This is a genomic window from Mycoplana dimorpha, assembly GCF_003046475.1.
Classification (GTDB): domain Bacteria; phylum Pseudomonadota; class Alphaproteobacteria; order Rhizobiales; family Rhizobiaceae; genus Mycoplana; species Mycoplana dimorpha.
Window position 1 is genome coordinate 687,895 of the sequence record NZ_PZZZ01000001.1, and the last position, 14,300, is coordinate 702,194.

The following is a 14,300-nucleotide window of genomic DNA, read 5'->3' on the forward strand; positions in this document are numbered from 1 at the left end:
GACTGCTTCAGGCAATCCGGCCGGCGTGTCGGGAGAGGGGACGAGGTTGAGAATACCCATTGATCGACGGGATCGACTGGCCAGCGAACCCCGTCCGTTGCAGGCCCGGATGCACATTTGAAGGAGCGACGATGGCTCAGACCCTTTCGTTTAATGGTCGCAGGCGCGTACGCAAGTTTTTTGGTAAGATCCCCGAAGTCGCCGAGATGCCGAACCTCATCGAGGTTCAGAAGGCCTCGTACGACCAGTTTCTGATGGTCGAGGAGCCGCAGGGCGGCCGCCCGGACGAAGGCCTTCAGGCCGTTTTCAAGTCGGTTTTCCCGATCACCGATTTCTCCGGCGCTTCGATGCTCGAGTTCGTCTCCTACGAGTTCGAACCGCCGAAGTTCGACGTCGAGGAATGCCGCCAGCGCGATCTGACTTACGCTGCGCCGCTTAAGGTGACGCTGCGCCTCATCGTGTTCGATATTGACGAGGATACCGGCGCCAAGTCGATCAAGGACATCAAGGAGCAGAACGTCTACATGGGCGACATGCCGCTCATGACCGACAACGGCACCTTCATCGTCAACGGCACCGAACGCGTCATCGTCTCGCAGATGCACCGTTCGCCGGGCGTGTTCTTCGACCATGACAAGGGCAAGAGCCATTCGTCCGGCAAGCTGCTCTTTGCCGCCCGCGTCATTCCCTATCGCGGCCCCTGGCTCGACATCGAGTTCGACGCCAAGGACATCGTCCATGCGCGCATCGACCGCCGCCGCAAGATTCCGGTGACGTCGCTGCTGATGGCGCTCGGCATGGACGGCGAGGAGATCCTGTCGACCTTCTACACCAAGTCGCTCTACCAGCGCGACGGCGAAGGCTGGCGCGTGCCGTTCCATCCGGAGGCGATGCGCGGCCAGAAGGCGGTTGCCGACATGATCGACGCCGACACCGGTGAAGTCGTGGTCGAGGCCGGCAAGAAGCTGACGCCGCGCCTCCTCAAGCAACTGACCGAGAAGGGGCTGAAGGCGCTCAAGGCGACCGACGACGACCTTTACGGCAACTATCTGGCCGAAGACGTCGTCAACTTCTCGACCGGTGAAATCTACCTGGAAGCCGGCGACGAGATCGACGAGAAGACCCTTCCGGTCATCCTGTCGGCTGGCTTCGACGAGATTCCGGTCCTCGACATCGACCACATCAACGTCGGTGCATACATCCGCAACACGCTTGCTGCGGACAAGAACGAGAACCGTCAGGACGCCCTGTTCGACATCTATCGCGTCATGCGTCCGGGCGAGCCGCCGACGATGGATTCGGCCGAGGCGATGTTCCAGTCGCTGTTCTTCGATGCCGAGCGCTATGACCTGTCCGCGGTCGGTCGCGTGAAGATGAACATGCGCCTCGACCTCGACGTCGCCGACACCGTCCGCGTGCTGCGCAAGGAAGACATCCTCGCGGTCGTCAAGATGCTTGTCGACCTGCGCGACGGCAAGGGCGAGATCGACGACATCGACAACCTCGGAAACCGCCGCGTCCGCTCGGTCGGCGAACTGATGGAGAACCAGTATCGTCTGGGTCTGCTGCGCATGGAGCGCGCCATCAAGGAGCGCATGTCGTCGATCGAGATCGACACCGTCATGCCGCAGGACCTGATCAACGCCAAGCCGGCGGCTGCCGCGGTTCGCGAATTCTTCGGCTCCTCGCAGCTGTCGCAGTTCATGGACCAGGTGAACCCGCTTTCGGAGATCACCCACAAGCGTCGTCTGTCGGCGCTCGGCCCGGGCGGTCTGACCCGCGAGCGCGCCGGCTTCGAAGTCCGCGACGTTCACCCGACCCACTACGGCCGCATCTGCCCGATCGAGACGCCGGAAGGCCCGAACATCGGTCTGATCAACTCGCTTGCGACCTTTGCGCGCGTCAACAAGTACGGCTTCATCGAAAGCCCGTACCGCAAGATCGTCGACGGCAAGGTCACGAACGACGTGGTCTACCTCTCCGCGATGGAGGAGGCCAAGTACCACGTTGCGCAGGCCAACTCGATCCTCAACGCCAACAACGAGTTCGAGGAAGAGTTCGTCGTTTGCCGTCACGCCGGCGAAGTCATGCTGGCGCCACGCGACCAGGTCGACCTGATGGACGTCTCGCCGAAGCAGCTCGTTTCGGTGGCGGCGGCGCTCATTCCGTTCCTGGAGAACGACGACGCCAACCGCGCGCTCATGGGCTCGAACATGCAGCGTCAGGCTGTGCCGCTGCTGCGTGCGGAAGCGCCGTTCGTCGGCACCGGCATGGAGCCGGTGGTTGCGCGTGACTCCGGTGCTGCGATCGCGGCGCGCCGCGGCGGCGTGGTCGACCAGGTCGACGCGACCCGTATCGTTATCCGCGCCACCGAGGACCTCGATCCGGGCAAGTCCGGCGTCGACATCTACCGGCTGCAGAAGTTCCAGCGCTCGAACCAGAACACCTGCGTCAACCAGCGTCCGCTGGTCAGCGTCGGCGACGTTCTGAACAAGGGCGACATCATCGCCGACGGTCCGTCGACTGATCTCGGCGACCTGGCGCTCGGCCGCAACGTGCTCGTCGCGTTCATGCCGTGGAACGGCTACAACTACGAAGACTCGATCCTGCTTTCCGAGCGGATCGTTTCCGACGACGTCTTCACCTCGATCCACATCGAAGAGTTCGAGGTGATGGCCCGCGACACCAAGCTCGGCCCGGAAGAAATCACCCGCGACATTCCGAACGTTTCGGAAGAAGCGCTGAAGAACCTCGACGAGGCCGGCATCGTCTATATCGGCGCCGAGGTTCAGCCGGGCGATATTCTCGTCGGCAAGATCACGCCGAAGGGCGAAAGCCCGATGACGCCGGAAGAAAAACTTCTGCGCGCCATCTTCGGTGAGAAGGCTTCGGACGTACGTGATACCTCCATGCGCATGCCGCCGGGCACCTTCGGCACGGTCGTCGAAGTGCGCGTCTTCAACCGCCACGGCGTGGAGAAGGACGAGCGCGCGATGGCGATCGAGCGCGAGGAGATCGAACGCCTCGCCAAGGACCGCGATGACGAGCAGGCGATCCTCGACCGTAACGTCTACGGCCGTCTGATCGACATGCTGCGTGGCCACGTGGCTGTCGCCGGTCCTAAGGGCTTCAAGAAGGGCACCGAGCTCTCCAACGCCGTCATCTCCGAATATCCGCGCTCGCAGTGGTGGATGTTCGCCGTCGAGGACGAGAAGGCGCAGGGCGAGATCGAGGCGCTTCGCGGCCAGTACGACGAATCCAAGTCGCGGCTCGAGCAGCGCTTCATGGACAAGGTCGAGAAGGTCCAGCGCGGCGACGAGATGCCTCCGGGCGTGATGAAGATGGTCAAGGTCTTCGTCGCCGTGAAGCGCAAGATCCAGCCGGGCGACAAGATGGCCGGCCGGCACGGCAACAAGGGCGTCGTCTCGCGTATCGTTCCGGTCGAGGACATGCCGTTCCTCGAGGATGGCACCCATGTCGACATCGTGTTGAACCCGCTGGGCGTGCCTTCGCGCATGAACGTCGGCCAGATTCTCGAGACGCATCTCGGCTGGGCCTGCGCCGGCATGGGCAAGCAGATCGGCGAGTTGTTGGACGCCTACAAGGGCGGCGGCGACATCCAGCCGCTGCGCCAGAAGATCGACAGCGTGATCGGGGCAGGTCCGAAGGGCGAGCCGATCAAGCACTACGACGACGAGTCGGTCGTTCGGCTTGCCGAACAGACCCGCCGTGGTGTGTCGATCGCGACGCCGGTCTTCGACGGCGCCGTCGAGAAGGACGTCAACGAGATGCTTGCGCAGGCCGGTCTTAATGTCACCGGTCAGTCGACGCTCTATGACGGCCGTACCGGCGAGCAGTTCGACCGGCAGGTCACTGTCGGCTACATCTACATGCTCAAGCTGAACCACCTGGTGGACGACAAGATCCACGCCCGTTCGATCGGTCCTTACTCGCTCGTGACCCAGCAGCCGCTGGGCGGCAAGGCGCAGTTCGGCGGTCAGCGCTTCGGGGAAATGGAGGTCTGGGCACTCGAGGCCTATGGCGCCGCCTACACCCTGCAGGAAATGCTGACGGTGAAGTCCGACGACGTAGCCGGCCGTACCAAGGTGTACGAGGCGATCGTGCGCGGCGACGACACCTTCGAGGCCGGCATTCCGGAGAGCTTCAACGTTCTCGTCAAGGAAATGCGCTCGCTGGGTCTGTCGGTCGAGCTGGAGAACTCGAAGGTAGAGCCGACCGCCGAAGCCCAGCTTCCGGACGCCGCCGAGTAAGCCTCAAGGGTGCGCGCTGCGATGTGGCGCGCACCGTTCCCGCTCCGCCGACAGGGCGGGGCAGGGGCTTGGCCGCTTCTTCGGAAGCGGCATTATCCGATTCAAGCGGCATTGCGGCACCCGGGTATCGCCGCATTCGCCCGCTAAGCTGAGGGCCTCAGGCCCACAAAGGAGACAGGCATGAACCAAGAGGTCATGAATCTTTTCAATCCGCAGGTGCCTGCACAGACCTTCGATTCCATCCGGATTTCGATTGCGTCGCCGGAGAAGATTCTTTCCTGGTCTTATGGCGAGATCAAGAAGCCGGAGACGATCAACTACCGCACGTTCAAGCCGGAACGCGACGGTCTCTTCTGCGCGCGCATCTTCGGGCCGATCAAGGACTACGAGTGCCTGTGCGGCAAGTACAAGCGCATGAAGTACAAGGGCATCATCTGCGAAAAGTGCGGCGTCGAGGTCACGCTGTCGCGCGTTCGCCGCGAGCGCATGGGCCACATCGAGCTCGCAGCGCCCGTTGCCCACATCTGGTTCCTGAAGTCGCTGCCCTCGCGCATCGCGACGCTCCTCGACATGACGCTGAAGGATGTCGAGCGCGTTCTCTATTTCGAGAACTACATCGTCACCGAGCCGGGTCTGACGGCGCTGAAGGAGAACCAGCTCCTCAGCGAAGAAGAGTACATGATCGCGGTCGATGAATATGGCGAGGACCAGTTCACCGCCATGATCGGCGCCGAGGCCATCTACGAGATGCTCGCTTCGATGAACCTTGAGAAGATCGCCGGCGACCTGCGCGCCGAGCTTGCCGAGACCACGTCGGATCTCAAGCAGAAGAAGCTGATGAAGCGCCTGAAGATCGTCGAGAACTTCATTGAGTCCGGCAACCGTCCGGAATGGATGATCATGAAGGTCGTGCCGGTCATCCCGCCCGACCTGCGTCCGCTGGTGCCGCTGGACGGCGGTCGTTTTGCGACCTCCGACCTGAACGACCTCTATCGCCGCGTCATCAACCGCAACAACCGCCTGAAGCGGCTGATCGAACTACGCGCGCCGGGCATCATCATCCGCAACGAGAAGCGCATGCTTCAGGAGTCGGTTGACGCCCTGTTCGACAACGGCCGCCGCGGCCGCGTCATCACCGGTGCCAACAAGCGTCCGCTGAAGTCGCTGTCCGACATGCTCAAGGGCAAGCAGGGCCGCTTCCGCCAGAACCTGCTCGGCAAGCGCGTCGACTATTCCGGCCGTTCGGTCATCGTGACCGGTCCGGAGCTGAAGCTGCACCAGTGCGGCCTGCCGAAGAAGATGGCGCTGGAGTTGTTCAAGCCGTTCATCTACGCCCGCCTCGACGCGAAGGGCTTCTCCTCGACCGTCAAGCAGGCCAAGAAGCTGGTCGAGAAGGAAAAGCCGGAAGTCTGGGATATCCTCGACGAGGTCATCCGCGAGCATCCGGTGCTGCTGAACCGCGCGCCGACGCTGCACCGCCTGGGCATCCAGGCCTTCGAACCGATCCTGGTCGAGGGCAAGGCGATCCAGCTGCATCCGCTCGTCTGCACCGCCTTCAACGCCGACTTCGACGGCGACCAGATGGCCGTCCACGTGCCGCTGTCGCTGGAAGCCCAGCTCGAAGCCCGCGTGCTGATGATGTCGACGAACAACATCCTGCATCCGGCCAACGGTGCTCCGATCATCGTGCCCTCGCAGGACATGGTTCTCGGCCTGTACTACCTGTCGATCATGAACCAGAACGAGCCCGGCGAAGGCATGGCCTTCTCGGATCTCGGTGAGCTCCAGCACGCGCTCGAGACCAAGACGGTGACGCTGCACGCCAAGATCAAGGGCCGCTACAAGACCGTCGACGAGGAGGGTAAGCCGGTCTCGAAGATCTACGAGACGACCCCGGGTCGCCTCATGATCGGTGAGTTGCTGCCGAAGAACCCCAACGTTCCGTTCGACATCTGCAACCAGGAAATGACCAAGAAGAACATCTCCAAGATGATCGACACGGTCTATCGTCACTGCGGACAGAAGGACACGGTCATCTTCTGCGACCGGATCATGCAGCTCGGCTTCGCCCACGCCTGCCGTGCCGGCATCTCGTTCGGCAAGGACGACATGGTCATTCCGGACACCAAGGTGAAGATCGTCGGCGACACCGAGGCGCTCGTGAAGGAATACGAGCAGCAGTACAACGACGGCCTGATCACCCAGGGCGAGAAGTACAACAAGGTCGTCGACGCCTGGGGCAAGGCGACCGAGAAGGTCGCCGAAGAGATGATGGCGCGCATCAAGGCGGTCGAGTTCGACGACAACGGCCGTCAGAAGCCGATGAACTCGATCTACATGATGAGCCACTCCGGTGCGCGTGGTTCGCCGAACCAGATGCGCCAGCTGGGCGGCATGCGCGGCCTGATGGCCAAGCCATCGGGTGAGATCATCGAGACGCCGATCATCTCGAACTTCAAGGAAGGCCTGACCGTGAACGAGTACTTCAACTCGACGCACGGCGCCCGTAAGGGTCTGGCCGACACCGCCCTGAAGACCGCGAACTCCGGCTACCTGACCCGTCGTCTCGTCGACGTGGCGCAGGACTGCATCGTCAACTCCGTCGATTGCGGCACCGACAAGGGCCTGACGATGACGGCGATCGTCGATGCCGGTCAGGTCGTGGCCTCGCTCGGCCAGCGCATCCTCGGCCGTACGGCCCTCGACGACATCGATCACCCGGTCACGGGTGCGCGCATCGTCGATGCCGGCAAGATGATCCTCGAGCCCGACGTCATCGAGATCGAGAAGGCCGGCATCCAGTCGATCCGCATCCGTTCGGCGCTGACGTGCGAAATCCAGACGGGCGTCTGCAGCGTGTGCTACGGCCGCGACCTGGCACGTGGAACGCCGGTCAACATGGGCGAAGCGGTCGGGGTCATTGCGGCCCAGTCGATCGGCGAGCCGGGCACCCAGCTCACCATGCGGACGTTCCACCTCGGTGGCACGGCGACCGTGGTCGACCAGTCGTTCCTGGAAGCCTCGTACGAAGGTACGGTGCAGATCAAGAACCGCAACATGCTGCGCAACTCCGATGGCGCGCTCGTCGCCATGGGCCGCAACATGGCGATCCAGATCCTGGACGAGCGCGGCGTGGAACGCTCCTCGCAGCGCGTCGCTTACGGTTCGAAGATCTTCGTCGACGACGGCGACAAGGTGAAGCGCGGCCAGCGTCTCGCCGAATGGGACCCCTACACCCGTCCGATGATGACGGAAGTGGAGGGCATCGTTCACTTCGAGGACGTGGTCGACGGCATCTCGGTTCTCGAGGCGACCGACGAATCCACCGGCATCACCAAGCGCCAGGTCATCGACTGGCGTTCGACGCCGCGTGGCACGGACCTCAAGCCGGCCATCGTCATCAAGGACAAGAACGGGGCGGTTGCCAAGCTTGCCCGTGGTGGCGAAGCCCGCTTCCTGCTCTCGGTCGATGCGATCCTGTCGGTCGAGCCGGGCCAGAAGGTCAGCCAGGGTGACGTGCTCGCCCGTTCGCCGCTGGAAAGCGCCAAGACCAAGGACATCACCGGTGGTCTGCCGCGCGTTGCCGAACTGTTCGAGGCGCGTCGTCCGAAGGACCACGCCATCATCTCCGAGATCGATGGTACGGTTCGCTTCGGCCGCGATTACAAGAACAAGCGGCGCATCACGATCGAGCCGGCGGAAGACGGCGTTGATCCGGTCGAGTACCTGATCCCGAAGGGCAAGCCCTTCCACCTTCAGGACGGCGACTACATCGAAAAGGGCGACTACATCCTCGATGGCAACCCGGCTCCCCACGACATCCTGGCGATCAAGGGCGTGGAGGCGCTGGCTTCCTACCTCGTCAACGAGATCCAGGAGGTCTACCGCTTGCAGGGCGTGGTGATCAACGACAAGCACATCGAGGTGATCGTTCGCCAGATGCTGCAGAAGGTCGAGATCACCGATGCAGGTGACAGCACCTACATCGTCGGCGACAACGTCGACCGGATCGAGCTGGAAGACGTCAACGATCGCCTGATCGAGGAAGGCAAGAAGCCCGCCTATGGCGAGCCGGTCCTGCTCGGCATCACCAAGGCGTCGCTGCAGACCCCGTCCTTCATCTCCGCCGCCTCCTTCCAGGAGACGACGAAGGTGCTGACCGAAGCCGCTATCGCCGGCAAGATGGACGGCCTGCAGGGTCTCAAGGAGAACGTCATCGTCGGCCGTCTGATCCCGGCCGGCACCGGCGGAACCATGACGCAGATCCGCCGCATTGCGACCTCGCGGGACGAGATGATCCTCGACGAGCGCCGCAAGTCGACGGGGGCCGCCGTCGCCACGCCGATGCTGGCCGAAATGGCCGAAGGCGAGAACGTGCCGGCAGGCGAATAAGCCTAAAGGCGTAGGGCTACGCCGAATGATTTGGGGAAGCCGCCCGGAGTGATCCGGGCGGCTTCTTGCGTCCGGGTCCCGCAGCGGATGAACTCCCGACACGGCAGCGTGGGGAGCTGCCTTGGCTACAATAGAGACCTGGAGGGGAATGAATGGCAGCGTTGAAGGAACATTCAAGCTTGCATGCGGAACCGGTTCAGTCGGCATTTGCCGACACTGGCCGGCACATCCTGATCGAGGCAAGCCCGACATTGGCGGTGTACCGGGATCCGAGCGGCGGCCGCATCGTGCTGACGGGCAGGGCGTTTGAATTTGACGAGGGCGCCGCGACCGGGGGGACCGTGACGGGTGCGACATTCATCGACCAGTCGGGTGCCCCCTATCTGGCGTGGGGGCCTGATGGCCCGGGCAGGCGGGCGGGGTAATCCAAGCTCAGGCGGCCGCGGCCCGGGGCACGCGGCGGCCTTCGCCTCGTGGGCGCGCTTATGGGCGGGCTTTGTCAGGCGAACCGGATGATTGCTACCTCGCCCTCGAGAGCGCCCTGGTAGGCCGAGGCATGCGGTTCATCGTCCGGCGCCTCGGTCAGCATCCCGATCTGATCGAGGTCAGCCTCGAGGAAGCCCTCCTCGGCAAGGGCGTTCAGAGCCTCGCGCACGGCAGTGTCGTCGTCCGGCGCCCGCAGTATGACATGGATGTCGACGCCCTCGGTGTCGCCGTCGCGCTCATAGGCCTTGCCGATGATGATGAAGACCATCGAGTCTTCGGCGTTGTTGTCGTTGTCCGGAGAAATGGTCATGCCGCTGTCCTTCGTGATGCTTGGGCCCATCTCAATACGCCCCATGCAGTCAAATGGAAAGCGGCCGCCGCTGGTGCGAACGCGAAAGGGCAGCGCCGTAAAACGATGAACATAGACATTGATTCTTTCTTCATGATTCTTTAATAATGCCCGTGCAAGTGGATGCGCGCTGGCCGTGGTGGCTCGGCAGAGAAGCCGTGCTATAAAGTGCCGCCGACCCCTGTAATGCAGGGGCCTGGTTGCCGTTCGGGCAAGATAAATTCGCCCATCCCCTTGACGCACGGGGCTTAAACCAGTAGATGGCACCCGCATCGGAGCCCATGTGAGGCTGGCTGGTTCGGTACGACTCGTTCTGAAGTTCGCCTCAAACAAGGCTTCAACGCACGTTGAAGACATGAAAGCTGCACGCATGACGCGGGAATATCGCGTCCTCTGCCTTCGGGGGCCATCTGCCACAAGCGGATCGGTCCTGTTTTGCGCATGGACGACAGGTGTGCGGCAGGTGCCGGAAACGGCACATTTCCGCCCGCAAGGGTAACGAGACAAAATTGCAAGGGATGGTTATATGCCTACCGTACAACAGCTGATCCGTAAGCCGCGTCAGGCACAGGTAAAGCGAAACAAGGTTCCCGCTCTTCAGGAGAACCCGCAGAAGCGCGGCGTATGCACCCGCGTCTACACGACCACGCCGAAGAAGCCGAACTCGGCTCTCCGTAAGGTCGCCAAGATTCGTCTGACCAACGGCTTCGAGGTCATCGGCTACATTCCCGGCGAAGGCCATAACCTTCAGGAGCACTCCGTGGTCATGATCCGCGGCGGCCGCGTGAAGGACCTTCCGGGTGTGCGCTACCACATCATCCGCGGCGTTCTCGACACCCAGGGCGTCAAGAACCGCAAGCAGCGCCGCTCCAAGTACGGCGCGAAGCGTCCGAAGTAACACGGCAACCGGCGCCATTTCGCTGGTCAGATCATTCAAAGTTGAGAGACAAAAAGTATGTCCCGTCGCCATAGAGCAGAAAAGCGCGAGATCAACCCGGACCCGAAGTTCGGCGACCTCGTAGTCACCAAGTTCATGAACGCCATCATGCTGGACGGCAAGAAGTCCGTCGCCGAAACCATCGTTTACGGCGCCTTCGACGTTGTCCAGGGCAAGTCCAAGCAGGACCCGGTGACGGTGTTCCACTCTGCTCTCGACAACGTTGCGCCGCACGTCGAAGTGCGTTCGCGCCGCGTCGGTGGTGCGACCTACCAGGTGCCGGTCGATGTCCGTCCGGAGCGCCGTCAGGCTCTCGCAATCCGCTGGCTGATCGCAGCTGCGCGCAAGCGCAACGAAACCACCATGGTCGAGCGCCTCTCCGGCGAACTCATGGATGCTGCGAACAACCGTGGCAGCGCCGTCAAGAAGCGTGAAGACACGCACAAGATGGCCGATGCCAACCGTGCGTTCTCGCACTACCGCTGGTAATCTCGAAAAGGCAGCTCCTTATGGCACGCGAATACAAGATCGAAGACTACCGTAACTTCGGTATCATGGCGCATATCGACGCCGGCAAGACCACGACCACCGAGCGCATCCTTTATTACACCGGCAAGTCGCACAAGATGGGTGAGACCCACGACGGCGCCTCGACGATGGACTGGATGGAGCAGGAGCAGGAGCGCGGCATCACCATCACGTCGGCTGCCACCACGACCTTCTGGAAGGGTCGCGACGGCAAGATGCGCCGCTTCAACATCATCGACACCCCCGGCCACGTCGACTTCACCATCGAAGTCGAGCGCTCGCTGCGCGTTCTCGACGGTGCTGTCGCGCTGCTCGATTCCAACGCCGGTGTCGAGCCGCAGACGGAAACCGTCTGGCGCCAGGCCGAGAAGTATCATGTTCCGCGCATGATCTTCTGCAACAAGATGGACAAGACCGGCGCGGATTTCTATCGCTGCCTGAGCATGATCAAGTCTCGTCTTGGTGCGATCCCGGTTGCCATGCAGCTGCCGATCGGCGCCGAGAGCGACTTCCAGGGCGTCATTGACCTGGTCGAGATGAACGCGCTGATCTGGCGCGACGAGGCGCTGGGCGCTCAGTGGGATGTCGTCGAGATCCCGGAAGACATGAAGGCCAAGGCCGAAGAGTATCGCGAGAAGCTGATCGAGACCGTGGTCGAGATCGACGAAGCCGCGATGGAGGCCTATCTCGAGGGCCAGATGCCGGACAACGACAAGATCCGCGAACTCGTTCGCCGCGGCACCATCGACGTCAAGTTCCATCCGGTGTTCTGCGGTACAGCGTTCAAGAACAAGGGCGTCCAGCCGCTGCTCGACGCCGTGGTCGACTACCTGCCGTCGCCGGTCGACATCCCGGCCATCAAGGGCATCGACGTCAAGACCGAAGCCGAGATCGAGCGTCACTCCGACGACAACGAGCCGCTTTCGATGCTCGCGTTCAAGATCATGAACGACCCCTTCGTCGGTTCGCTCACGTTCTGCCGCATCTACTCGGGCAAGCTCGAGAAGGGCTCCTCGGTGATGAACACGGTCAAGGACAAGCGCGAGCGCGTCGGCCGTATGCTGCAGATGCACTCCAACTCGCGTGAAGACATCGAAGAAGCCTTTGCAGGCGACATCGTTGCTCTCGCCGGCCTCAAGGAAACCACGACCGGTGACACGCTCTGCGACCCGTTGAAGCCGGTCATCCTCGAGCGCATGGAGTTCCCGGAGCCGGTGATCCAGATCGCGATCGAGCCGAAGTCCAAGGGCGACCAGGAGAAGATGGGCCTTGCGCTCAACCGCCTGGCGGCCGAAGACCCGTCCTTCCGCGTCAAGACCGACCAGGAATCGGGCCAGACGATCATCGCCGGCATGGGCGAACTCCATCTCGACATTCTCGTCGACCGCATGCGTCGCGAGTTCAAGGTCGAGGCCAACGTCGGCGCGCCGCAGGTTGCCTACCGTGAGACGATCACCAAGGCCTGCGAGGAAGACTACACGCACAAGAAGCAGACCGGTGGTACCGGCCAGTTCGCGCGCGTCAAGATCGTCTTCGAACCGAACCCGGAAGGCGAAGACTTCAAGTTCGAGTCCAAGATCGTCGGTGGTGCTGTTCCGAAGGAATACATCCCGGGCGTGCAGAAGGGTATCGAAAGCGTTCTGTCGTCGGGTCCGCTCGCGGGCTTCCCGATGCTGGGCGTCAAGGCGACCCTGATCGACGGCGCGTTCCACGACGTCGACTCGTCGGTCCTGGCGTTCGAAATCGCCGCCCGTGCCTGCTTCCGTGAAGCGGCCAAGAAGGCTGGTGCCCAGCTTCTCGAGCCGATGATGAAGGTCGAAGTCGTGACGCCGGAAGACTATGTCGGTGACGTGATCGGCGACCTCAACTCGCGTCGTGGCCAGATCCAGGGCCAGGAATCGCGTGGCGTGGCGGTTGTCATCAATGCGCATGTGCCGCTGGCGAACATGTTCAAGTACGTCGACAACCTGCGCTCGATGTCGCAGGGCCGCGCGCAGTACACGATGACCTTCGATCACTACGCGCCGGTTCCGTCGAACGTGGCACAGGACATCCAGGCGAAGTATTCCGGTCAGAAGTGACCGGAATACCCAACCCCAACCGATTTGAACGCTTCCCCGCCCGGGGAGAAATTATGGAGAGCCGGAAATGGCAAAAGGTAAGTTTGAGCGCACCAAGCCTCACGTAAACATCGGCACGATCGGCCACGTTGACCATGGCAAGACGTCGACGACGGCGGCGATCACGAAGTTCTTCGGCGAGTTCAAGGCGTATGACCAGATCGACGCCGCTCCGGAAGAAAAGGCGCGCGGCATCACCATCTCGACGGCCCACGTCGAGTACGAGACGGCCAACCGCCACTATGCGCACGTCGACTGCCCCGGCCACGCCGACTACGTCAAGAACATGATCACCGGTGCGGCGCAGATGGACGGCGCGATCCTCGTCGTCTCGGCCGCCGACGGCCCGATGCCGCAGACCCGCGAGCACATCCTGCTCGCCCGCCAGGTCGGCGTTCCGGCGATCGTCGTGTTCCTCAACAAGGTCGACCAGGTCGACGACGCCGAGCTGCTCGAGCTCGTCGAGCTGGAAGTGCGCGAGCTGCTGTCGTCCTACGAGTTCCCGGGCGACGACATCCCGGTCGTCAAGGGCTCGGCGCTGGCCGCCCTCGAAGACAGCAACAAGGAAATCGGCGAAGACGCGATCCGCGCCCTGATGGCCGCCGTCGACGAGTACATCCCGACGCCTGAGCGTCCGATCGACCAGCCGTTCCTGATGCCGATCGAAGACGTGTTCTCGATCTCCGGCCGCGGCACGGTCGTCACCGGCCGCGTCGAGCGTGGCATCGTCAAGGTCGGCGAGGAAATCGAGATCGTCGGCATCCGTCCGACGACGAAGACGACCTGCACCGGCGTCGAGATGTTCCGCAAGCTGCTCGACCAGGGCCAGGCCGGCGACAACATCGGCGCGCTGCTGCGCGGCGTCGACCGCAACGGCGTCGAGCGTGGCCAGATCCTGTGCAAGCCGGGTTCGGTCAAGCCGCACAAGAAGTTCAAGGCCGAGGCCTACATCCTGACGAAGGAAGAGGGTGGCCGTCACACGCCGTTCTTCACCAACTACCGTCCGCAGTTCTACTTCCGCACCACCGACGTGACGGGCATCGTCACGCTGCCGGAAGGCACGGAAATGGTCATGCCGGGCGACAACGTCACCGTTGACGTCGAGCTGATCGTGCCGATCGCGATGGAAGAGCGCCTGCGCTTCGCCATCCGCGAAGGCGGCCGCACCGTCGGCGCCGGCATCGTCGCCTCGATCATCGAGTAAGCGACGGCGGGAA

Annotated in this window: 8 protein-coding genes; 7 read left to right on the top strand and 1 reads right to left on the bottom strand. The window is 62.7% G+C overall.

Features of this window, described 5'->3' with window-relative positions:
- The first annotated feature begins 131 nt into the window (after positions 1-131).
- From rpoB to C7449_RS03260, 3 genes are all read left to right on the top strand, one after another.
- Complete coding sequence (gene rpoB / locus C7449_RS03250) at positions 132-4,271, top strand: DNA-directed RNA polymerase subunit beta (RefSeq protein WP_108001308.1); 4,140 nt, start codon at positions 132-134, stop codon at positions 4,269-4,271.
- Between the two features lie 180 nt (positions 4,272-4,451).
- Entirely contained in the window at positions 4,452-8,663 is a 4,212-nt protein-coding gene (gene rpoC / locus C7449_RS03255; protein ID WP_108001309.1) for a DNA-directed RNA polymerase subunit beta', read from the top strand.
- 152 nt (positions 8,664-8,815) lie between these two features.
- Positions 8,816-9,088 (top strand): hypothetical protein, encoded by a 273-nt coding sequence (locus tag C7449_RS03260; protein ID WP_108001310.1) that lies wholly within the window; start codon positions 8,816-8,818, stop codon positions 9,086-9,088.
- 74 nt (positions 9,089-9,162) lie between these two features.
- On the opposite strand, the gene C7449_RS03265 is transcribed toward C7449_RS03260, so the two are convergent.
- Positions 9,163-9,459: a transcriptional regulator gene (locus C7449_RS03265; RefSeq protein ID WP_108001435.1), complete on the bottom strand. Its 297-nt coding sequence runs from the start codon at positions 9,457-9,459 to the stop codon at positions 9,163-9,165.
- Positions 9,460-10,024: 565 nt separating this feature from the next.
- Between C7449_RS03265 and rpsL the strand changes: the two genes are divergently transcribed.
- From rpsL to tuf, 4 genes are all read left to right on the top strand, one after another.
- Positions 10,025-10,396: a 30S ribosomal protein S12 gene (gene rpsL / locus C7449_RS03270; RefSeq protein WP_108001311.1), complete on the top strand. Its 372-nt coding sequence runs from the start codon at positions 10,025-10,027 to the stop codon at positions 10,394-10,396.
- 57 nt (positions 10,397-10,453) lie between these two features.
- Positions 10,454-10,924, top strand: coding sequence for a 30S ribosomal protein S7 (gene rpsG / locus C7449_RS03275; protein ID WP_108001312.1), 471 nt, complete (start codon positions 10,454-10,456; stop codon positions 10,922-10,924).
- Between the two features lie 20 nt (positions 10,925-10,944).
- A complete protein-coding gene (fusA, locus tag C7449_RS03280) occupies positions 10,945-13,044 on the top strand; it encodes an elongation factor G (protein WP_108001313.1) in 2,100 nt (699 codons plus the stop codon).
- Between the two features lie 67 nt (positions 13,045-13,111).
- Entirely contained in the window at positions 13,112-14,287 is a 1,176-nt protein-coding gene (gene tuf / locus C7449_RS03285; RefSeq protein ID WP_108001299.1) for an elongation factor Tu, read from the top strand.
- Positions 14,288-14,300: the final 13 nt, after the last annotated feature.

Excerpts from the sequence above, each read along its gene's own strand:
- rpoB (WP_108001308.1), top strand. The coding sequence starts at position 132 with ATGGCTCAGACCCTTTCGTTTAATGGTCGCAGGCGCGTACGCAAGTTT.
- rpoC (WP_108001309.1), top strand. The coding sequence starts at position 4,452 with ATGAACCAAGAGGTCATGAATCTTTTCAATCCGCAGGTGCCTGCACAG.
- C7449_RS03260 (WP_108001310.1), top strand. The coding sequence starts at position 8,816 with ATGGCAGCGTTGAAGGAACATTCAAGCTTGCATGCGGAACCGGTTCAG.
- C7449_RS03265 (WP_108001435.1), bottom strand. The coding sequence starts at position 9,459 with ATGACCATTTCTCCGGACAACGACAACAACGCCGAAGACTCGATGGTC.
- rpsL (WP_108001311.1), top strand. The coding sequence starts at position 10,025 with ATGCCTACCGTACAACAGCTGATCCGTAAGCCGCGTCAGGCACAGGTA.
- rpsG (WP_108001312.1), top strand. The coding sequence starts at position 10,454 with ATGTCCCGTCGCCATAGAGCAGAAAAGCGCGAGATCAACCCGGACCCG.
- fusA (WP_108001313.1), top strand. The coding sequence starts at position 10,945 with ATGGCACGCGAATACAAGATCGAAGACTACCGTAACTTCGGTATCATG.
- tuf (WP_108001299.1), top strand. The coding sequence starts at position 13,112 with ATGGCAAAAGGTAAGTTTGAGCGCACCAAGCCTCACGTAAACATCGGC.